This is a genomic window from Breoghania sp. JC706, from assembly GCF_037026715.1.
Classification (GTDB): Bacteria; Pseudomonadota; Alphaproteobacteria; order Rhizobiales; family Stappiaceae; genus Breoghania.
The window spans coordinates 123,161-145,386 of record NZ_JBANCG010000009.1; the positions used below are offsets into that span (position 1 = coordinate 123,161).

Genomic DNA, 22,226 nt, shown 5'->3' on the forward strand with positions numbered 1-22,226 from the left:
GCGCGGGCCGCAGAACGGCGCGGGCGTTCGATACATTATATTAATACATTCGAATGTTAGTATATAATAATATTTTGCGCAATGGAGAACATGGCTGCCGCAGGGTTTCGGGTCTGAACCGTTGCGTCATCGATCCGCGACTGTTCCATTGAACAGGAGCCGGCTTCTGTCGGCATTGATAATTCCCGGCTGGACGGAAGGCCCCTTGCAGCGCAATATCCAGCTGCGCTCTTGCTGGCGCGCCTGCCCATCCTCAAGACACTCCACTCCCGACCCATGACCCATCTTACCATCCGCCCCGCCTGCGGGGACGACATTCCCACGATCACCGCGATCTATGCCGAAGCGGTTCGCACCGGAACGGCCTCCTTCGAGCTGGTTGCGCCGGACGAGGACGAAATGCGCCGTCGTTTCGAGGCGCTCGTGCAGGGAGGGTATCCCTATCTCGCCTGTGAGGCAGAGATCGACGGCGTGGCCCGGCTTCTGGGCTATTCCTACGCCGGTGCCTATCGTCCGCGCCCGGCCTACCGGGGGACGGTGGAGAATTCTGTCTATGTGGCGGCGGAAGCCCGGCGCCTCGGCGTGGGCCGCGCGCTTCTGACCCGCCTCATTGAGGAGGCGACGGCACGCGACTTCCGGCAGATGGTGGCGGTGATCGGCGACAGCGCCAATGTCGCCTCGATCGAGCTTCACCGCTCGATGGGCTTTGCAATGGTCGGCACGCTGAAGGATGTCGGCCGCAAGTTCGACCGCTGGCTCGATACGGTGCTGATGCAGCGCCCGCTCGGCGACGGCGCGCAAACGCCTCCCCAAAAGTGAACGGGGCGCCTGTTTCTGGCGCCCCGCTGCCTCGTTCCGCTCGGTCCTGTCCGTTCGGATGGACCGTCCGGCCGGCGTTCAGTCGCGCTCGCCGCGCAGCTTGACGATGTTGCCATCGTCCTTCCCGGAGGCGCCGGTCTCGGCCGGAGCATCGCCGGGCGTCTCGTCCAAAGGCGAAAAGATGTCGGCGTCCACGTCGTCGTCGGCCGCGAGCACCTTTTCCACCCGCTCCACCGCATCGCCGCCGGTTGCCCGGGCGAAGGAGATGCCGTCCTTTTCCATCGCCATCTGGTAGTTGGCGATGACGGATTTGAGCTGGGCGATCTGGTCGACCGCGCTGTCGTACTTGATGCGATAGCGCTGGAGCTTCTTGTTTTCCTCGATCAGCTCCTCGTTGCTGTCGGAATATTTCTGGTTCTGGCTGCGCTCGTGATTGAGATCGGTCAGCACAGCATTGTAACGCAGGTTCAGCTCGCGCAGCTTGGCATTTGCGCCGACCAGCTCGTTGCGGTCGTGCTCGTGGTTCTTCTGCGCGCCGTCGAGCAGGTGCTCGATTTCCTGCATGCGCTTGACGAGATCGCGGTTGCGCTCCTTCAGCGAATTGTTCTCGGTCGCCATCTCCTGCAGCGAATGGGCGCCGATACGGCGCTGCGAGGACAGGTTTTCGATCTCTGAATTGAGCGTGTAGATCTCGTTGTCGTGCTTGCGCTTCTCCTCCTCCAGCCGCGACTGCGCGTATTCGATCTCCTGTTCGGCAATATCGAGGCGCGATTTCAGGTCGATCGCCTCGGTGCGGAACTGGCCGACCTGACGCTTAGCGGCCTCCAGCTCGGAGGTGAGCTGCTGCGACTTCTTCACCTCCTGCTCCAGCAGGGCGGCGCTTTCAGCGAGGTTCTGCTGCAATTCCTTCTCGCGCTGGGTGACGCCGTCGAGCGCCGTCTTGAGGCTCTCGGAATGCTCCTCCTGCGCGGAGAGCTTGGCGTTCGAATCCTTCAGCTCGCCCGTCAGCTCCGCGATCTGCGCGTTCGCCTCCACCAGCTGCGCGCTCTGGGCGCGGTATTCCTCGTTCACCTTCTTGTTGTTGTCGCGGATGGCGACGAGATCGTTGCGTGCGCCCTCCAGTGCGGTGCGGGTCTCGGTGCCGCGCTTGCGCAGCGAATGGACCTCGGCCAGCGCCTCCTCAAGCTGGGTCTTGAGCGACTTGACCTCGTGATTGCGGTCGATCAGCTCGGTCGCCAGCTTGGCGTTTTCCGACTTGAGCCGGATTTCCGTCTCTATGTGGGTGCGGGCGCTGTCCACGAATTCGGACAGGAGCGAGATGGAATTGGAGCTTTCCGCGGCCAGCGCGTTCATCTGCTCGAACGTGCGGCCGAGGCCGCCGACGCGCGCCTTCAGATTGTCGAGGCTGCGCAGCTTCTCCTGCATGCGCAAGGCCAGCGGGGAGATCTCCTGGACGTTGGACTCCTCTCCGCTTTCCTCCTCGAAAAGCGCCTCTTCGTCGGCCGCGCCATAGGGCGTCGGCCGGGCGCCGCCGTCGTCGGATGGCGGATTCTGCCTGCTGGAGAAAATACCCATGTCCACACTCCTGGATGACACCATGCGGCCCTCTTCCCCGTCGCTTCCGGCACGCCTGCGGATATAGCGTTAACCGTTTGCTAACGATAGTGAGGGTTCTCGCCTACTTGTTGGTGCCGTAAAGGTATCCGGCTGCAAGCGCGATATCAAAGACTAAAATTCGATTTTTGTTACGTATGTTAAATAATATATGCCGGTAAATACGTATAAGCGGCGAGTTTCCATTGTAATTTATTGTGTTTATTGCGATGGTGCGTGAAATATCCGTTTCGTGTGCATAACCGGAACGGCTGCCGGATTTGCAAGCATGGCTGATCGGCGCCTGGGCCCGGAGGCTCGGCGTTGGAAGGGAATCGGCAGGGCGCGGCCGGCATTGCCTGGCCATTTCAAAAGTGTTCTTCGAGTCTTCGGCAATGAGGCGGCTTTGCCCTGCCCATGACGTTGTCTCGAGAGTCTCGCTCGGTCGCCTGACCACTCTCACGCCACGACTTCGGAAGCATGCCGGAGGCGGTACTTCCTGACCGGTTTCGGGCGTTCCCCGAAGGAATTGCCGTCCGCGGTCCGAAGTCGCGTGCCCTATCGAATCCCGGGCCCCCACGACTAATGGCTCGATCACGTCAGCCTAATCGGGACCGTTACACCCTTTCAGCCGTCGCCGTCACGATCCCCGACCAGCACGACAGACGGTCTGCCGTGGCTTCCCGCATATGGCCGGGCGATGGGAGAAGGATAAGGGCCGTGAGAGGGGGCGGGGATAAGTTTTTTTGGGGCGCTGGTTTGTCTCGGTGTTGCAGCAAGCACGGTCTGGCTCCCTCTCCCATGGGGAGAGGGCTGGGGTGAGGGGATGGGAACTCTCGTGGATACGGATGATCCGACACCCCTCACCCGGAGCTTTGCTCCGACCTCTCCCCATGGGAGAGGTGATTGGGCCGGCTTCTTAGGCGCGTCTACCGCTTTTCCAGATGGGCGAGGATGTCTTCCAGCACGTCCTCGATGCCCTGCGTCACCTGGTGGTTCCAATAGCGCACGACACGATAGCCGGCGGCCTCAAGTACTGCGGTGCGGGCGTCGTCCCTCTCGATCTGCCAACCGTGCTGGTCACCGTCAAGTTCGATGATCAGGCGGGCATCCTCGCAGACGAAATCGACGATGAACCGGTCCACGGGCACCTGACGGCGGAACTTCCAGCCGCAGAGCTGCCGGTTGCGCAGCCGATACCAGAGGCGTCCTTCGGCCTCCGTCCGGTCCCGCCGGAGCCATCTAATTCTATCATCATGAAGTATTCTTAGAGGGAAATAAAAACCCATTCTACAATGTGCGCTACATAAATATGAGCAAAGCGTAGCTTCTAACTAATTATGTACAAGAACGCACAAATTTACAGAGAGATATTTTGTAGAAACTATTACTTTTTAGCCTTAAGTGTCTCTGAGAGCCTTTCTGCTGCCTCTTGATTTCTACTAATCTGCGAGCTCTTCCATTGACTATAAGAATCACTCTGCGCGTCAATTAGCTTTTGAATCCGATAATTTAATTGAGCACCTATTTTGGGCAGGTTCTTTAAATGGCTCATATTTGCATCTCCCTGATTCGAAACTGTACCATGATGCAAACTTCGCGTTAATGGCTCGTTAAGGTGTTCGTTAACGATTTTTTAAATGGGGGCAATCGGTGTCTGATCTTTTCCCAAATATAGAGTTTCCAGAGATTTTTATCGGATTCGTTGCGCCTATCGGGGTCAACATCGATGATGTAATTGAATGTTATTCAAGTTATTTCAAAGAAAATAATTACCGAGTCGTCAATATCAGAATTACGAAATCATTTAAATTACTATCTCGACAAATAATACCAGATCAAGAATTGTCAGATAAAACTTTGGAGGAAAAATATAGAACATATATTTCCTATGGAAATCAGCTTCGAAAATCATTCGAGATGCCAGAGGTATTAGCGTACCTCACTGTCTCGGAAATTGCTCGGAAACGGGATGAGTTATACAAAAAAGATAAGGCGGCTTTGAAAGACGCTTATTCAAAAACAGTATTTTTGATTAGGCAGTTTAAAAGAAATGAAGAGATCGAATTTATGAGATCAATTTATGGTCGCGCCTTTATTCAAGTATCTGTTTATTCCCGTCGCGGCGCTAGAGTTGATTACCTTTCGCGAAAAATGGCAAATAGTATTAATGATAGCGGCATAACGAAATATAGGTCTTCTGCTGAAGAGTTAGTTTCAATTGATGAAAATGAGAAAGCTGAATATGGACAAAAAGTTGGAGATATATTTCATAACGCAGACGTTATTATAAATATGGATATGGAGGAAATGACATATTCGGAGCAAGTCAGTAGATTTTGTGAGCTTTTATTTTCAGCTAATAATATATCTCCGACTCAAATTGAGTACGGTATGTATATAGCAAATTCCGTTGCGCTCCGCTCGCTTGATCTTTCACGCCAGGTAGGGGCTGCTATATTTTCTCCGGAAGGAGAAATTGTAGCTATGGGATCAAATGAAGTTCCGAAAGCTGGTGGGGGGACATACTGGGCTTATGATGAAGAAAAAGATGATCGAGATTACAAAAGGGGTATTGATGCAAATTATTCAAGGAAAAAGGAGGTGGTTGTAGATCTTATATCTACTATAGGCGCTGAAAGCGCGGAGAGCATTTTTGCATCAAAGGCTGTCCAGAAATCCCAAATAATGGATGCCCTTGAATATGGGCGAGTTGTTCATGCGGAAATGTCGGCGATAACGGATGCGGCGCGACTAGGTAGATCAACTAAAGATATGATTTTGTATTGTACAACGTTTCCGTGTCATATGTGTGAAAAACATATTATCGCTTCTGGTATCGCAAAAGTATATTTTCTGGAGCCTTATCCAAAAAGCCTTTCAACGAATTTGCATAATGATTCGATTTCGTTCGAAGGGGAGGATCGTGGCAAATATCAATCCTATCCTGGGGTAAGCTTCCTTCATTTCTATGGCATCACACCAAGAATGTACCGTATATTGTTTAGTCGCGGAAGGCGAAAAGATAATGAAGGGCAATATATTAAATATATAAATAATAAAAAAAGGCCTTTAATTAATATAAAAAGTCCAATCTATGTAGAAAATGAGCAAATAGTATTAGACTCACTCATGAAATTATTGAGCGCTTTCTTTGAAAATGAAGGAAAATAAAGGGAGGTGGTAGTTATTATCATTACCTCCCCGCACGCCCGGTCTTCCGCGGCCTTCCCCTCGGCCCTTTCTTCTCCTCGCTGCCGATGCCCGGGCGGCCGCTCGGCATTGGTACTTCCGTCCGACCCACGGTCATCTCGTCCAGCGTGTTCTTGCGCACCTTGGAGCTCGCGCCCTTCGGCGTGTTGGCGCTCGCCCCAAAGGGGCGCTCGCCGCGGTAGCCGCCGCTCTTGTCCTCAATGGCGGATTGCCGCGACAGCGGGTCGTCTGATACCGCAAGCTCCGTCTCGCGCAATCTCTTGACCTCGTCGCGCAATCTTGCAGCTTCCTCGAAATCGAGGTCGGCGGCAGCCTCGCGCATGCGTTTTTCCAGCGCCTCGATGTGGGTTGCGAGGTTGTTGCCGATCATCTCGCCGGCGGCCTCCGCGAAGCCCTGATCCACCGTCACGTGGTCGCGCTCGTAGACCGAGCTCAGGATGTCGCCGATGTTCTTCTTCACCGATTCCGGCGTGATGCCGTGTTCCTCGTTGTAGGCGACCTGCTTGGCGCGGCGGCGGTCGGTCTCGTCGATGGCGCGCTGCATCGAGCCGGTGACGCGGTCGGCGTAAAGCAGCACCCGGCCGTCGACGTTGCGGGCGGCGCGGCCGATGGTCTGGATCAGCGAGGTCTCGGAGCGCAGGAAGCCCTCCTTGTCCGCGTCCAGGATCGCCACCAGTGCGCATTCGGGGATATCCAGGCCCTCGCGCAGCAGGTTGATGCCGACCAGCACGTCGAAGGCGCCAAGGCGCAGATCGCGCAGGATCTCGATGCGCTCCAGCGTGTCGATGTCGGAATGCATGTAGCGCACGCGCACGCCGGATTCGTGCAGGTATTCGGTCAGATCCTCCGCCATGCGCTTGGTGAGCACGGTGACGAGGCTGCGGTAGCCCTTCGCCGCCGTTGCGCGCACTTCGCCCAGAAGATCGTCGACCTGGGACTTGGCCGGGCGGATTTCCACCGGGGGATCGGTGAGGCCGGTGGGGCGGATGACCTGTTCGGCGAAGACGCCGCCGGACTGCTCCATTTCCCAGTTGCCCGGCGTGGCGGAAACGCAGACCGTCTGCGGCCGCATGGCATCCCATTCCTCGAAGCGAAGCGGGCGGTTGTCCATGCACGAGGGCAGGCGGAAGCCGTATTCGGCCAGCGTCGCCTTGCGGCGGAAGTCGCCCCGGTACATGCCGCCGATCTGCGGAACGGTGACGTGGCTCTCGTCGATGAAGACCAGCGCGTTGTCGGGCAGGTATTCGAACAGCGTCGGAGGCGGCTCGCCCGGCGCGCGGCCGGTCAGATAGCGCGAATAGTTCTCGATGCCGGCGCACGAGCCCGTCGCCTCGATCATCTCGATGTCGAACAGCGTGCGCTGTTCCAGCCGCTGCGCCTCCAGCAGGCGGCCATGGGCGTTCAGTTCCTCAAGCCGCTGCCTGAGCTCCGCCTTGATGGACTTCACCGCCTGGTTCAGCGTCGGCTTCGGCGTCACGTAGTGCGAATTGGCGTAGACCTTCACCGACTTCATCTCGCCGGACTTCTTTCCGGTCAGCGGATCGAATTCGGTGATGGCGTCGATCTCGTCGCCGAACAGCGAGATCCGCCAGGCGCGGTCCTCGTAGTGGGCGGGGAAGATCTCGATGGTGTCGCCGCGCACGCGGAAGGCGCCGCGCTGGAAGGCGGCGTCGTTGCGCTTGTATTGCAGGGCGACGAGGTCGGCGAGCAGTTGCCGCTGGTCGATGCGTTCGCCGACCTCCAGCGAGAAGGTCATGGCGGTGTAGGTCTCGACCGAACCGATACCGTAGATGCAGGAGACCGAGGCGACGATGATGACGTCATCGCGCTCCAGCAGCGCGCGCGTCGCCGCGTGGCGCATGCGGTCGATCTCCTCGTTGATCGAGGATTCCTTCTCGATGTAGGTGTCGGTGCGCGGGACGTAGGCCTCCGGCTGGTAATAGTCGTAGTAGGAGACGAAATATTCCACCGCGTTTTCCGGGAAGAACGAGCGGAACTCGCCATAGAGCTGGGCGGCCAGCGTCTTGTTGGGGGCGAGGATCAGGGCGGGGCGCTGGGTCTCGGCGATGACCTTGGCCATGGTGAAGGTCTTGCCCGAGCCGGTGACGCCCAGGAGCACCTGGGTCTGCTCGTTGTCGTTGGCACCCGCGACCAAATCGGCAATGGCGGTCGGCTGGTCGCCCGACGGCTTGAACTCGGTGACCATCTCGATGGGCACGCCGCCCTCGGACTTCGCCGGCCGCTCGGGGCGATGCGGCGTCCAGATCTTGCCGTCCTTGTGCAGCGGGTTGCCGCTTTCGATCAGCGCCGACAGCGCGGCGACGGTGGCGGTCGCGCCCTGGTCGCCGGAAAGTTCGGGCAGGGCGTTCTTGCCCTTGCGCTTGTTGCGTTTCTTGGTCTCCGCGACCTGTTTTGCCAGCAGTTCTTCCGCATCCTCCAGCGAGATGTCGAGCCCGGCGATCGGGTTCATGCCGCCGGCCGCCTTGGCTTTCGGGCTGACGGGGGCATCCGCCTTCTTCGCGCGCGGCTTGGCGGGTTTCTTCGCGGGCGCCTTGGCGTCGGATTGGGGGGCCTTTTTCGCCGGCGGGGCCTTCATCGCCTCCGCGGAAATCTCGCGCGCCCAGTCGGAGACGGAGCCGGACAGCGGAGCCCCCTCGAACGCAGCCTGGGGGCTTTCGCCGAAGCCCGGATTGTCGTGGCCGGAGGTCTCGGGCTCAGGGAGATCATCGTCGCGGGGGGAGGATTTCTTCGGTGCCATGGGGGCGAATATGGAGCGAAGCCACGCGGAAGGGAAGGGCGCGGGTTGCGGTTTTGTTCCGCGCTGACGTTCCGATCAGTCCCGCCCGGTCAATCCCGGTCGACGTGGCCGAGCGCGAGATCGGGATCGATCACGTCGCGCAGGCGCTGCTTGATCACCTTGGGCTGCGGAAAGCCGTTCTCCGCCTTGCGGTCCCAGATCAGGTTCTCGTGGCCCTCGTGGCGCACCGTGACATGGTAGATGCCGCCGGTACCAGGCACCAGCGTGACGCCGCCGAGTTCCTCCGAAAAGGTCTGCAGCAGTTCCTGCGCCATCCAGCCGGCGCGCAAGAGCCAGTTGCACTGGCGGCAGTAGGTGATGGTGACGATCGGTTTGCTGGTCATGAGCGGGGTTCGCGGGCGGGGCTTCGGGGATGGTTTTAGCGGGCGCAGAGTGGTCCCCGGCCGGGCGTCTGGGAAGGCCGATTCGGGAAGCTACTCTTCCGGCTCCGTTGTGAACATGAGCGGGAAGCCGTATTTCTTCGCCATGTCGACAGCGCGGGTGGCCTTCGTTTCCGCCACATCGCGCTGGTAGACGGCGACGACCGCGCTGCCCTTCTGGTGCGCGGTCATCATGATCTTGCCGGCTATCGCCTCGTTCATTCCGAACTCGGCCTCCAGCACCATGACCACGAATTCGCGCGGCGTGTAGTCGTCGTTGATGAGGATGACCTTGTGCATCCGCGGCCGCTCGAGCTTCGGCTTCGCCCGGGTCTTTGGCTTGAGGTCATGATCCGGCATGCGGGCCTCCGTTCTTCGTCAACCGCGGTTGATCGCTCTTGCTTGCGGTTCTGATACTCGATCCTTCCAACGTCATCCCGGACGCGATGCGGCACGTCAGTGACGCTTCGCAGAACCGGCATGACGTTGGAGATTGTCTTTCCAAATGGCACGGCCCTGTGTCCGGGCAAGCCCCTCCACGAACGAGAAAAGGCGCACCGTTGCGGGCGCGCCTTTTGAATCACTCGGCAATCCTGACCGTCGTTCAGACGAACCGGACTTCCGCGATCTCGTAGGAATGGGCACCACCCGGGGCCGCGACCTCGACGCTGTCGCCGACTTCCTTGCCGATCAGCGCGCGCGCGATCGGGGAGGAAATGGAAACGCGGCCCTCCTTCACGTCGGCTTCCGCGTCGCCGACGATCTGGTAGGTCTTCTCCTCTTCGGTGTCCTCGTCGATGAGGGTCACCGTCGCGCCGAACTTGATCTTGTCACCAGAGAGCTTGGACACGTCGATGATCTCGGCGCGGCTGAGCTTGTCCTCAAGCTCGTTGATGCGGCCCTCGTTGTGGCTCTGCTGTTCCTTGGCGGCGTGGTACTCGGCGTTCTCGGAAAGGTCGCCATGCGCGCGGGCTTCGGAAATCGCCTGAATGATCCGCGGGCGCTCGACCGAGGTGCGATGCTTCAGCTCCTGCTCAAGCTTGGCGTGGCCGCCAATCGTCATCGGGATCTTTTCCATGCGTTATCGACCTCTCGATACGGTCGCGCTGCCTCGGGCAGCACCGACAGTCAATAATAAACGGCCGGGCGCCAGGGTTTTGTCTCCCCGAAGCGCCCGCGCCGATCAGTTCGGTGAACCGGATCAGTCGATCCGGTTTCGATGTATTCCGTGTCCGCGACGAACGATCCGGCTGGCCTTCACCCGTCGGCGCCGCGATATCGGCGCACCCGGGGGCGGTTCCTGCGAACCGTCACGTCCGTGACGCTCGTCAGGCGGCCGAGGGGAAGTAATCCTGCAGCGGCCTGACTTCAAGGCTGCCGGTCTTGTACGCCTCGATCGCCAGTACGGCGGCAATCGCGCCTGCCAGGGTGGTGTAGTAGGGCACCTTGTGCAGCAGCGCCGCCTGACGGAGGGACCGGCTGTCGGTCAGGGCCTGCGCGCCTTCGGTCGTATTGAAGACGAGCTGAACCTCACCGTTCTTGATAGCATCGACGATGTGCGGCCGGCCTTCAAGCACCTTGTTGATCTTGCGACAGCTAATTCCCTTTTCCTCGAGATATCGCTGTGTTCCGCCCGTGGCGATGATCGAGAAGCCGCAGCGTTCGAGAATGCGGGCCGTCTCCACGATGCGCGGCTTGTCGGCGTCGCGCAACGAGATGAAGACGGTGCCTTGCGTCGGCACCTTCACGCCGGCGCCCAGCTGCGATTTCGCAAAGGCCACCGGGTAGGCGCGGTCGAGGCCCATAACCTCGCCGGTGGAACGCATCTCGGGGCCGAGAACGGTATCGACGCCGGGGAAGCGCGCGAACGGGAACACCGCTTCCTTCACCGCCACATGATCGAGCCGGTTGCTGTGCAGGTCGAAGGACGCGAGCGTTTCGCCGGCCATGATGCGCGCGGCGATCTTGGCGACCGGCACGCCGATCGTCTTGGCCACGAAAGGCACCGTGCGCGAGGCACGCGGATTGACTTCGAGCACGTAGATCGTGCCGTCCTTGATCGCGTACTGGACATTCATCAGCCCGCCGACGTCGAGGGCCAGCGCCATGGCGCGGGTCTGTTCCTTCAGCTCGCGTAAGGTGTCTGACGACAGCGAGTGCGGCGGCAGAGTGCAGGCCGAATCGCCGGAATGGATGCCGGCTTCCTCGATGTGCTCCATGATGCCGCACACGAACACGTCCTTGCCGTCGCACAGGGCATCGACGTCGATCTCGACGGCGTCGGAAAGATAGTGGTCGAGCAGGACCGGGCTCTTCCCGGAAACCACGACGGCCTCGTTGATGTAGCGCTCGAAGTGTTCCTCGTCGCGCACGATTTCCATGCCGCGGCCGCCGAGCACGTAGGAGGGGCGAATCACGGCCGGGAAGCCGATTTCCTTGATGATCGCGCGGGCCTCGTCGACCGAATGGGCGATGCCGTTGTCCGGCTGCTTCAGGTCGAGTTTGTGCAGCAGCTTCTGGAAGCGGTCGCGGTCTTCGGCCAGGTCGATCATGTCGGGCGAGGTGCCGAGGATCGGCACGCCGGCCTCCTTCAGCGCCTGGGCGAGTTTCAGCGGGGTCTGGCCACCGAACTGCACGATCACGCCTTTGAGCGTGCCCTTCGACTGCTCGATGCGGATGATCTCCAGCACGTCTTCGCCCGTCAGCGGCTCGAAATAGAGCCGGTCGGAGGTGTCGTAGTCGGTGGAGACCGTTTCCGGGTTGCAGTTGACCATGATCGATTCGTAGCCGGCGTCGGCCAGCGCGAAGGCGGCGTGACAGCAACAGTAGTCGAATTCGATGCCCTGGCCGATGCGGTTCGGGCCGCCGCCGAGGATCATCACCTTGGTGGCTTCCGACGGCTGGGCCTCGTTGGCGGGCTTGCCGGCGAAAGGCGCCTCGTAGGTCGAGTACATGTAGGCGGTCGGGGAGGCAAACTCGGCGGCGCAGGTATCGATGCGCTTGTAGACCGGGTGCACGGCGAGCGCGGTGCGCCTTGCCGTGACCTCCTCTTCCTCAAGCCCGGCCAGCTTCGCCAGCCGCGCATCGGCAAAGCCCATGGATTTCAGCCTGCGGAAGCTTTCCGCATTTTCCGGAAGGCCGAACTTCGCGACCTTGGCCTCAAGCTCGATGATGTCGCGCAGCTGTTCCAGGAACCAGGGATCGATCTTGCAGGCCTCATGGATCTGTTCGTTGTCGAGGCCGAGCCGCATGGCCTGGGCGACCTTCAGCAGCCGGTCCGGCGTCGGCACGCCGAGGGCAGCGCGGATGGCGTTCTTGTCGTCGCCCTGGCCGAGGCCCGGAATGTCGATCTCGTCGAGGCCGGAAAGCCCCGTCTCCAGTCCACGCAGCGCCTTCTGCAGGCTTTCGGTGAAGGTGCGGCCGATGGCCATGACCTCGCCGACCGACTTCATCGCCGTCGTCAGCACCGGCTGCGCGCCCGGGAACTTCTCGAAGGCGAAGCGCGGGATCTTGGTGACAACGTAGTCGATGGAGGGTTCGAAGGAGGCGGGCGTTGCGCCGCCGGTGATGTCGTTTTCCAGCTCGTCGAGCGTGTAGCCGACGGCCAGCCTTGCCGCGACCTTGGCGATGGGGAAGCCGGTCGCCTTGGAGGCGAGCGCGGAGGAACGCGACACGCGCGGGTTCATCTCGATGACGATGAGCCTGCCGTCTTCCGGATTGACCGCGAACTGCACGTTGGAGCCGCCGGTTTCCACCCCGATCTCGCGCAGCACCGCCAGGGAGGCGTCGCGCATGATCTGGTATTCCTTGTCGGTCAGCGTCAGCGCCGGCGCGACCGTGATCGAATCGCCGGTGTGCACGCCCATCGGATCGACGTTCTCGATGGAGCAGACGATGATGCAGTTGTCCGCGCGGTCGCGAACCACCTCCATCTCGTATTCCTTCCAGCCGAGCACCGATTCCTCGATCAGCACCTCGTTCGTCGGCGAGGCATCGAGGCCGCGCTCCAGAATGTCGAGGAACTCTTCGCGGTTGTAGGCGATGCCGCCGCCGGTGCCGCCCATGGTGAAGGAGGGACGCAGGATCGCCGGCAGGCCGATTTCCTCCAGCGCCGCATAGCCGTCGGCCATGGCGTGGGCGAGCTTCGAGCGCGGCGTGTCGAGGCCGATCTTGGTCATCGCGTCCTTGAAGCGCTCGCGGTCTTCGGCCTTGTCGATGGCGTCGGCGGTGGCGCCGATCATCTCCACGTCCCACTTGTCGAGGATGCCCATCTTGCGCAAGCTGAGGGCGCAGTTGAGCGCGGTCTGACCGCCCATGGTCGGCAGCAGGACGAGCTTTTCGTCGGGACGCTCGGTGCGTTCCTTCTCGATGATCTTGGCGACGATCTCCGGCGTGATCGGCTCGATGTAGGTCGCATCGGCCAGTTCCGGATCCGTCATGATCGTGGCCGGGTTCGAGTTGACCAGGACGATCCGGTATCCTTCCGCCTTGAGGGCCTTGCAGGCCTGCGTACCGGAATAGTCGAATTCACAGGCCTGCCCGATGACGATGGGGCCGGCGCCGATGATCAGAATGGAGTGGATGTCAGTACGCTTGGGCATTTCGGCTCCCCGGGGTCGCGCATCGGGCATGCTCCGCCGGCGACACGCGGCATGTGTCGGTCAAGGAGTCGCATCGCGACAGATGATGATGTTCGGCTGAGCGGGCCTTATAGGGAAAAAGTGGAGGGGCGGAAACCCCCGTCGGCGGGATCAGGCGTGCGAACTTGAAAAAACATCGTGCAGTCCGGCTCCGGCGCTCGCGGAGGGAGCGTCAGGATGCGCCGCCGGCGTCGGGCGTCGCGAGGGTTTCGCCGGTGTTTTCGACAGCAGGTGTCGCGGTGCGTCCGTCAAAATCGTCAACGCCTGCGGAAAGCGCGTAACAGGCGAGCCGGACATAACGCGGAATGTCGACCTTGCGGCCGTCTCGGTCTCCCTTCTCGTAATACTGGATCATCCGCTTCTTCAGTCCGAGCTTTTCGGCTGCTTCCTTCTGTTTCCAGCCGAGGGTCTTTCGCCACGCGCGGAACTGGTCCGGCGTCATTGCAGCGGAGGTGTTCATTTCGGGTATCTCTTTGATTCTGGATGCCATCGACGCCCATTGCCAGTGCGGCGACCAGGGCGGCGCGGCCGACTTTCCACCGCATCGCGGGATGCGGCGCGCCCATTCTAGACCAGTCCAATCGAATGCACAAAGTGCGCGTTTCTTGACAAAAGCGCACTATGTGCACATATTGCCAAGTGGAAGCACTGAGTGCGCTTTGTGCGCCGGTTTGTGTTCCGATTGGCCATGACCGGTCCCCGACGCGGCGCGCCTTGGCCCCGGCTTCATATTCCACTCACCACGAAAAGGAGTTCGACAGATGTATTCCGACCTCATTCTCACCCGCTCAGCGATCGGCCGCGATCGGCTGGATCTTCACCGTCACGCAACGTTCCGGTGCGCTCTGACGCGGTTGGTTCGCGCTGCGCTGGTTATTTTCAGGCGGGCCGGTGGATAGCGTCCGGCATAAGTTTACATGTTACCAAGGAGTTGCGCTGCCGGTTACTCAGGAAAATGGCGGAAATCCGTGCGTTTTCCGGATTGTTACGTTACTTTCACAGGGAAAAATTTGGAAACAAATGTGTCCCGACACGGGATCTCGAAAGCCCCTGTTTCGGGCATAAAGCGCAGAAATCCGACGTTTTTCCCCCGTTTTCGACGGTGGCAACGAGCGAGTAGGCTGCCCCTGAATTGCCACATCGAATGATTAACCGTATCAAGCGATAATCATTGAGGTATTCGGATTACTGCCGAAGTCCTGTGGTTGGCTTGTCTTCCGACGTAACGTATCAGAGTGCCTCGCTGGATATCTTGTTCACTTGGAAAGTGCCGAGGGGGGTTCTCCGGTCGCGTGTCTTGATCGTGGCAGTCCGACCAGCGGGTCAGTTGCGCTTGATGCATGCGGATCATGGGGGCGCCCGCGGATCCCTCTGGGGTTCTGTGGAACGTTGACGTGATACGGCTTGCGATGCACACGGAGCCGCGCGACACGGGGAAGGCGAGCGGCGCACGCCGTTCGTCTTCGTCATGTCGAAAACAAAACCTCCGTTGCGGACCGGCCGGTCCGGGCGGGTTCGTTGCACAGTTCAGGAGCGGCCGTGTTCGCGGCGCTCGAGTTGGTCCGCCGGGTCATGATGCATTTCGAAAGTGGTCGCAAGCCGATAACAGGCGCTGTTGCGGACATGACCGCGCGGCGGGGCGTGAACATGCCCGCCGACAGCGAGAACGGGGACGCTTTCCTCGTGCATTGCCGCAGCCTCAATGGTCTGCCAGGCTATCTGGCCATGCGCGGCGTCGACTATTCGAGCCTGGCGAACCAGGCGGGACTGGGAGATGCGGATACCACGGCGACTGACAGCTATGTCGCGCTGGATGCGTTCGCCCATCTCCTGGAGCTTGCCTCCGAGGCCGCCGACGACGATTGCCTGGCATTGCGCTGGACGGCGCAGGATACGGAAAGCGGCCACGGCACGTTACCCTTGAGCCTGCGTTACGTGCCGAACTTGCGTGTTGCGCTGGAGACGCTTGCGCGTTTCATGAGCCTCCACATCGATGCCTCGGACGTTTCGGTCCGCTTTGACGGCAACGCGACGCTGACCTGGAACTATTCTCCGCTGATCACGCGACGCAACCAGATCGTCGATCGCAATGCATGCCTCTTCGTGTCGTGGCTGACGACGGCGCTGCCGCGTTCCGAATACCCGGTGGAGGTGCGGCTGATGCGCGAGCGGCCGAAATCGTCTGCGCTGCACCGTTCGCTGCTTTCCGCCAGCCTGCACTTTTCGGCCGAGCGCAACGAGGTCGTCTTTCCGCAGCGCAGTCTCGACCTTCCAAACCCCATGGCCGACGCGCATCTCTTCAAGGCATTGTGCGATCTCAACGTCAGGCTGATGCAGGAACGTCGGCGCCAGGACGATATCGTGCTGAAGGTGCGGGAAGAGATCATGGTCCTCGGGCAGCGCGAGGAGCGGAATGTCACGCTGGATCTGGTCGCGCGGCGGCTGGGGCTCAGCGTTCGCGGCCTGCAGCGCCGGCTCGCCGCCAGCGGCACCAACTTCAACGATCTCGTCGATGGTCTCAGACGGGACGCGGCCAAGCGTTACCTTGAGGAAACGGACCTGATGGTGTCGGAAATCGCCTATCGGCTCGGCTTCTCCAGTATTGGTAATTTTACCCGTGCCGCAAAGAGATGGTTTGGCCGGTCTCCGCGAGATTACCGCAGTCACATGCAATCGGACCGGGAACGACTGTAGCGCACGCGCAACGGGCCGTGTTGTCGCATGTCCCCTTGAGCTAAAACTTAGGCGCGCGGGGCGAATTACGTAGCGCGAGGCGGTGGCATATTCCGCCCGTTCCCACGGGAAACGTCCGAATTACCCTGGAGGAATTATAAAGAGGTGTAATAACCGGATAAAATGATCCGGACAAATGTGGCTCCTTCCGTCGAGGTCGAAGATACCCGGAGGTCGGAGCCGGTTCGAGATCAAAAGGAATGTCGCTGCGTTCGCGCTTCGACAAGGCCGATGGGTGGACGGCCGAACCAACCATAATTCACTGGCAAGTAGGCAAAATGAATACAATACCAACAACACTCACCGCCGTTCCCGATATCGCAGGTCCCATCCCTCACTCCACCGAGGACGGCAAGCTCTATTCCATCTCGGAAATGGCCGAGATGTTCGACGTCACGCTGCGCACCCTGCGTTTCTACGAGGAGAAGGGGCTGCTCAACCCGGTTCGCCGCGGTTCGCGCCGTTTCTATCGTGAGCAGGAAGTCGGCCGCATGCGGGTGATTCTGCAGGCGAAGCGGATCGGCCTGACGCTGGTCGAAATCCGCCAGGTGCTCAAGCTGGTCGAAGGCAAGGCCTCGCGCGCCGAGCAGCTCAAGAACCTGCGCTCCATCTGCGCGTCCCAGCTCGACCTGCTCGAAGAGCAGAGCGAGACGGTCAAGCAGCAGCTCGCGGAAACGCGGCAGATCGTCAGCGATCTCGACGTTCTCGTCTCGACCGAGATTCTCTAGAGCGCTTTCCGATCAGACGGAACCGTCTGATCGATAAGAAATCGCTCCAGATCAATACCTTGAGCATATCCTTATCGATCAGATAGGTTCCATCTGATCGGGATATGCTCTGGAGCCTGTTCCGACCGGATCGATCCGACCCGGTCGGTATGAACATGCTCGAGGGATCGAATACGGACGGTTCTTGCTGTCGGGCATGATTGCCCGATCGGATATGTGAACAGGGACCGTCACTTCTGCCATGCAGGTTCCTCCCGAGCCCGGAAAAGTGCCGGACACGGGCGGCCATTTTGCAGTTTTGCCCGGTCGTAGCTTCAGGCGGTGCCTGGGGCCGCGGCCGGGCTGCATCATTTTTCCCAGATGGTTTTGACGGCGGCGAAGCTCCTGCCAAACGCAGGGATGGACGCATGCGTGTCCGCTGCCTCCGTGCCACCGGTTTTCACGATGGTCATGGTAGGCCGGCCGCCGGACGCAGCGGCGGCCGGTATTTCCGTGTTGCAATTATCGGCCAGGTTTGTTCCGACCTTCTCAGGCCGCGCCGCGCTCCGGCAGCGGAGCTTCGCCCTTGCGCTCGCGAATCAGGTTGATGAAGCGCGTGAACAGGTAGTGGCTGTCGCGCGGACCGGGAGAAGCCTCGGGGTGGTATTGAACCGAGAAGACCGGCTTGCCGGAAAGTCTCAGGCCGCAGTTAGATCCGTCGAAGAGCGAGACGTGGGTTTCCTCCACGCCGTCCGGCAGGCTGTCGGTATCGACCGCGAAGCCGTGATTCATCGAGGTGATCTCGACCTTGTCGGTGGTGCGGTCCATGACCGGATGGTTCGCGCCGTGGTGGCCCTGATGCATCTTTCGGGTCTTGCCGCCGAGTGCCAGTCCGAGCAGCTGATGGCCGAGGCAGATGCCGAAAACCGGAATGCCGGAGTCGATTGCCGCACGGATCGTCGGCAGCGCGTATTCGCCGGTCGCGGCCGGGTCGCCGGGGCCGTTCGAGAGGAACACGCCGTCGGGATCGAGTGCCATGAGCTCCTGCGCCGTGGCGGTCGCCGGCAGCACGGTTACGCGGCAACCCTGATCGGCCAGAAGCCGCAGGATGTTGCGCTTGATGCCGTAGTCGATGACCACCACATGATATTTCGGCGCGTCCTGACGGCCGTAGCCTTCGCCCCATTTCCAGGGCGTCTCGCTCCACTCGAAGCTCTGCCCGGTGGTGACGGACTTCGCCAGATCCATGCCCTCAAGGCCGGGCCAAGCCTTCGCCTGTTCCCTCAGGTCGTCGAAATCGAAGCGGCCGTCGGGTGCATGTGCGATGACCGCGTTGGGCATGCCGCTCTCGCGGATGCGGGCGGTGAGCGCACGGGTATCGACGCCGGCGATGGCGATGATGCCGCGCGCCTTCAACCAGGCGTCGAGCGCGCGGGTCGCACGGTAGTTCGACGGGGACGTGATGTCGGCGCGCAGCACGGCGCCGCGCACGCCCGAGGCCCCGGCGAGGTTAACGGTCTCCACATCCTCCTCGTTGGCGCCGATGTTGCCGATATGCGGAAAAGTGAAGGTGATGATCTGGCCGGCGTAGGAGGGATCGGTGAGGATTTCCTGATAGCCGGTGATGGCGGTATTGAAGCAGACCTCGCCGGCGGCGGAACCGGTCGCGCCGAGGCCGTGGCCCTCGATCACGGTTCCATCGGCAAGGACAAGGGCGGCCGTGGGGGGCGTCGCGGACCAGGCGTCAGCGTTCGTCATGGGTTGCAATCCGGATCGGGTTGGTGACATCATGCGCACAAGCGGGACCGATATATGGCGGCGATCGATCTTTCGATCAATCGCCAAAGCCGGTTCGCAACGGGATCCTGATCAGCGACACGCGCCCAACCGGCAGAACCGGTCGGCACTGGCTGAGACGGGCCCCCGAACGAAGACGGCTCGGGCCAGGATGGCTCAAACCAGGCACGGTGCGCGCTCAGGCGCGCAGAGTAGGGCAACGAAGACCGCGGGTCAACTCGCCGCAGCGCGAAAAAACCTCTTATAAATCAGCATATTAGGATCAGACAGCGAGTCGATGATGCAAATCTGGCTTGAACAGCTTCCCGTCTGCGGGGGCCGGCGCTGACCATGCGCGACCGTCTGAATGCCGCCCTCGCGGAGGCGGTGGAACAACAGGACAAGCGTCGCGCGGCGACATTGCGCCTGATTCTGGTTGCCATCAACGACCGTGCCGGTGCGGCGCGCACGCAGGGGCGCGACGGCGTGGCGCCGGAGGAGATCCTCGATATCCTGCGCAAGATGGTGCAGCAGCGCGAGATTTCCGCCGCCGAATACGAGGAGGCCGGACAGCTCGATCTCGCTCAGCAGGAGCGCGACGAGGCCGCGATCATTCTGGAATTTCTGCCCAAGCAGCTCGACGAGGCGGACACCAAGGCGGCGTGCCAGGCGGTGGTGGACGAACTCGGCTGCAAGGGATTGCGCGACATGGGCCGCACCATGGCGGTGCTGAAGGAGCGCTATCCGGGGCAGATGGATTTCGCCCGCGCAAGCTGCGTGGTGAAGGGGCTGCTGCACTAGAACATATTCCGATCGGATTGAAGCAACCTGATCGATGAGATTATGCTCAAGGTATTGATCTGGCGCGTTGCTGCGGCAGTGGCCGGCGCAAGGGCACGTGTCGAGGAGCCGCCGGTTGGGCTTGGGTCCTCTTTCCCCGCTATCCTGAGTGCTTACATATGTCGGAAAGCCCGCGCAGGCGTTAGACTGCACCTTTGGTTCCCAGCAGACGAGTCCCATGCGCTTTCCGCCTTCGCTCCTCGATGACATTCGCACGCGGCTGCCGCTTTCGGAAGTGGTGGCCCGGCGCGTGACATGGGACCGGCGCAAGACGCAGCCTTCGCGCGGCGATTATTGGGCCTGCTGTCCGTTCCATCAGGAAAAGACGCCGAGCTTCCACGTCGACGACCGGCGCGGGCACTACAAGTGCTTCGGCTGCGGCGCGTCCGGCGATCATTTCAAGTTTCTCACGGAAACCGAGGGCCTGAGCTTTCCCGAAGCCGTGGAGCAGCTGGCAGAGGCCGCCGGCGTGCCGTTGCCCAAGCCCGACCCGCGTGCGGAGGAACGCCAGCAGCGCCGGGCGGGGCTGGCAGAGGTGTGCGAGATGGCGGCGCGCTTCTTCGAGCGCGAGCTTTACGGGCCGACGGCGGGTTCGGCGCGCACCTATCTGGAGCGGCGCAAGCTTTCAAACGACACGTTGCGCGAATTCCGCTTCGGGCTGGCGCCCAATGCGCGCGACGGGCTGAAGCGGCATCTTCTGGAACGCGGCGTCGACGAGGCGACGATGGTGGAGGCGGGGCTGCTGATCCAGCCCGAGACCGGCCGTCCCTCCTACGACCGGTTCCGCAACCGCATCATCATTCCCATCCAGGATGAGCGCGGCAACGTGGTCGCCTTCGGCGGGCGCACGCTCGATCCCGACGGCCAGCCGAAATATCTGAACTCGCCGGAAACGCCGCTCTTTCACAAGGGCTCGATGCTGTTCAACCTGCACCGCGCCCGCCAGCCGGCCTTCGAGGCGGGGCAGGCGATCGTGACGGAAGGCTATCTCGATGCCATCTCCGTGTGGCAGGCCGGCATCCGCCATGTGGTCGCCTCGCTCGGCACGGCCTTCACCGAGGACCAGATCGCGCGCATGTGGCGCCTGGCGCCGGAGCCCACCATCTGTTTCGACGGCGATACGGCCGGCGTGAGTGCCGCCAACCGGGCGGTGGACCGCATTCTGCCGGCGCTGAAGAGCGGCTATTCCTTCCAGTTCGCGTTCCTGCCCGACGGCAAGGATCCCGATGACCTGATCCAGTCCGGCGGACGGGAGGGCTTTCTGGCAGAGACGGGCAAGGCGTTGCCGCTTTCGGAAGTGATGTGGCAGCGTGAGGTCGCCGACCGCGACATCGCCACGCCGGAGCGCAAGGCGGCGCTGGAAAAGAGCCTTTACGATCTCATCGAACAGATCCGCGACGAGCGGGTGCGGCGGCGGTATCAGCTGGAAATCCGGCTGAAGCTGTCCAACCTGTTCTGGGAGGCGAGCCGGGGCGGGCGGGACAAGCGCGGGCGCGACGACAGGGGCCGGGACGGCCATGGGCGCGACGGGAAGGGCGCCGGCGTGCCGCAGCGAATCGAGAAGCCGCACGGACCTCTCTTTTCGATGGAGCGCACGGTGTGCGGGCTGTGCACGCGCTATCTCGATCTCTTCGAGAACAATGTGGAACGCATCGCCCGGCTTCGGTTCAACGACGACCTGCACGAGGGCTTCAAGGCGGAGTTGTGCCGGCTGGCGGTCGATCTCGACGACGAGACGGTGGCATCGTTCTTCGAAACCCTCGACCCGCGTTTCTACGAAATCCTGAACGAGGTGATGGTTGATCGGCAGGCGGCGCCGGATGGCGCGCGCTTTCACCCCAACTGGACCCGGCTCAGCGAGCGGCTGCAGGTGCTGAACTTCAATCCGTCGAGCGATTTCATCGAACGCTGTTTTGAACTGTTCCTCGACGAGTTGGAGCTCGGCCAGCTGGAGCGGGAGATGGAACAGGAGCTGGAAGCCTCGGCGGAGGATATCGACGAGCAGGCCTGGCAGCGGATTCAGGCGCTCAAGCAGGAGGTGATGCGTCGGCGCGAGGAACTGGGACGGCGCGATCATGATCTGGCAGAAGAGGCGCGCGCCATTCGCGCCGCGCACAAGGCGGAAGGCTTGCGCAGGGCCGGCTAGGGGCAGATCCGCGACTGAGACGGGGAGGGCCGCACCCGGGCGGATGCAAGAAAAGCCCCTCGGTGGGACTGGTCGAGTGGCGCGGCGGGGCCATATGTGAGGACGCGGTCCGCAGCTGAGGGTGACGGTATCCGAAGCCGTGTTGCGCCGTCGTTCGGCGGTGCCGGAGACGAGGCTTTGAGCGGTGCGGAACAATCTTTTCTGCTTGACCGTGGAGAATCACTCTTGCGAATCGTCACGGCGAAGTTAAATAACCTCGTGGGACAGCATGAGCGCCGTGACATGGATCGGCGAAAACACCAGATCTGTCCGATATCCGTGACGATTTTCCCGATGCCGGCGAAGGTGGCCAGCTTCGGTGCTGGCGTGTGTTCGCCATTTTACAGGGGCCGTCGGCGGGCGCACGTGAATATCACCGCACGAAGGGTCACCGGCGGTTACGGTTAAGCGGGGCTTAAGACACCCGGCGTATCAGAACATGGGATTGAGCGGGCGATTTTCGGGCGAGCGCACGCAGCAGGGTTCGGTGCCTTGCGCGGACAGAGCCTCCCCGGCGCGTGGTCCGGCGGTTGTGGAGTAGGA

General features: G+C 61.2%; 14 protein-coding genes and 1 pseudogene. 6 read left to right on the forward strand and 9 right to left on the reverse strand.

Features of this window, described 5'->3' with window-relative positions; all coding sequences use genetic code 11:
* The first annotated feature begins 276 nt into the window (after window positions 1-276).
* The gene (locus V2L18_RS18990; RefSeq protein WP_336179889.1) at window positions 277-819 is read left to right on the forward strand and encodes an N-acetyltransferase family protein; all 543 of its coding nucleotides are present in this window, start codon (window positions 277-279) and stop codon (window positions 817-819) included.
* Window positions 820-897: 78 nt separating this feature from the next.
* Here V2L18_RS18990 and V2L18_RS18995 read toward each other — a convergent pair whose 3' ends face one another.
* Window positions 898-2,394: a hypothetical protein gene (locus V2L18_RS18995; protein WP_336179890.1), complete on the reverse strand. Its 1,497-nt coding sequence runs from the start codon at window positions 2,392-2,394 to the stop codon at window positions 898-900.
* A gap of 947 nt (window positions 2,395-3,341) precedes the next feature.
* Complete coding sequence (locus V2L18_RS19000; protein WP_336179891.1) at window positions 3,342-3,701, reverse strand: DUF559 domain-containing protein; 360 nt, start codon at window positions 3,699-3,701, stop codon at window positions 3,342-3,344.
* A gap of 364 nt (window positions 3,702-4,065) precedes the next feature.
* Here V2L18_RS19000 and V2L18_RS19005 point away from each other — a divergent pair, with 364 nt between their 5' ends.
* The gene (locus V2L18_RS19005) at window positions 4,066-5,586 is read left to right on the forward strand and encodes an anti-phage dCTP deaminase (protein ID WP_336179892.1); all 1,521 of its coding nucleotides are present in this window, start codon (window positions 4,066-4,068) and stop codon (window positions 5,584-5,586) included.
* 109 nt (window positions 5,587-5,695) lie between these two features.
* Here the strand turns inward: V2L18_RS19005 and uvrB are convergent.
* The 6 genes and pseudogenes from uvrB to V2L18_RS19035 form a co-directional block, all read right to left on the reverse strand.
* Window positions 5,696-8,383: pseudogene (uvrB, locus tag V2L18_RS19010) on the reverse strand (excinuclease ABC subunit UvrB); the annotation flags it as partial.
* A gap of 89 nt (window positions 8,384-8,472) precedes the next feature.
* Window positions 8,473-8,766, reverse strand: a complete 294-nt coding sequence (locus V2L18_RS19015) for a SelT/SelW/SelH family protein (RefSeq protein ID WP_336179893.1) — start codon at window positions 8,764-8,766, stop codon at window positions 8,473-8,475.
* Between the two features lie 90 nt (window positions 8,767-8,856).
* Window positions 8,857-9,162, reverse strand: coding sequence for an ATP-dependent Clp protease adapter ClpS (gene clpS, locus V2L18_RS19020; protein ID WP_336179894.1), 306 nt, complete (start codon window positions 9,160-9,162; stop codon window positions 8,857-8,859).
* Window positions 9,163-9,406: 244 nt separating this feature from the next.
* Window positions 9,407-9,880 carry a transcription elongation factor GreA gene (greA, locus tag V2L18_RS19025; RefSeq protein ID WP_336179895.1) on the reverse strand — a complete coding sequence of 158 codons (474 nt, stop codon included), beginning with the start codon at window positions 9,878-9,880 and terminating at the stop codon, window positions 9,407-9,409.
* A gap of 250 nt (window positions 9,881-10,130) precedes the next feature.
* Window positions 10,131-13,403: a carbamoyl-phosphate synthase large subunit gene (gene carB / locus V2L18_RS19030; RefSeq protein WP_336179896.1), complete on the reverse strand. Its 3,273-nt coding sequence runs from the start codon at window positions 13,401-13,403 to the stop codon at window positions 10,131-10,133.
* A 211-nt stretch (window positions 13,404-13,614) separates the two neighbouring features.
* Window positions 13,615-13,902: a helix-turn-helix transcriptional regulator gene (locus V2L18_RS19035; protein WP_336179897.1), complete on the reverse strand. Its 288-nt coding sequence runs from the start codon at window positions 13,900-13,902 to the stop codon at window positions 13,615-13,617.
* Window positions 13,903-14,981: 1,079 nt separating this feature from the next.
* Between V2L18_RS19035 and V2L18_RS19040 the strand changes: the two genes are divergently transcribed.
* Both V2L18_RS19040 and V2L18_RS19045 read left to right on the forward strand, forming a co-directional pair.
* Entirely contained in the window at window positions 14,982-16,136 is a 1,155-nt protein-coding gene (locus tag V2L18_RS19040; RefSeq protein ID WP_336179898.1) for an AraC family transcriptional regulator ligand-binding domain-containing protein, read from the forward strand.
* 317 nt (window positions 16,137-16,453) lie between these two features.
* On the forward strand, window positions 16,454-16,903 hold the full coding sequence (locus tag V2L18_RS19045) for a MerR family transcriptional regulator (protein WP_336179899.1): 450 nt from the start codon (window positions 16,454-16,456) through the stop codon (window positions 16,901-16,903).
* Window positions 16,904-17,431: 528 nt separating this feature from the next.
* Here V2L18_RS19045 and carA read toward each other — a convergent pair.
* Window positions 17,432-18,640 (reverse strand): glutamine-hydrolyzing carbamoyl-phosphate synthase small subunit, encoded by a 1,209-nt coding sequence (gene carA, locus V2L18_RS19050; RefSeq protein ID WP_336179900.1) that lies wholly within the window; start codon window positions 18,638-18,640, stop codon window positions 17,432-17,434.
* Window positions 18,641-19,009: 369 nt separating this feature from the next.
* On the opposite strand from carA, the gene V2L18_RS19055 reads away from it, so the two are divergent.
* Window positions 19,010-19,459, forward strand: a complete 450-nt coding sequence (locus V2L18_RS19055) for a GatB/YqeY domain-containing protein (protein WP_336179901.1) — start codon at window positions 19,010-19,012, stop codon at window positions 19,457-19,459.
* 217 nt (window positions 19,460-19,676) lie between these two features.
* Window positions 19,677-21,644 (forward strand): DNA primase, encoded by a 1,968-nt coding sequence (gene dnaG / locus V2L18_RS19060; protein WP_336179902.1) that lies wholly within the window; start codon window positions 19,677-19,679, stop codon window positions 21,642-21,644.
* Window positions 21,645-22,226 lie beyond the last annotated feature (582 nt).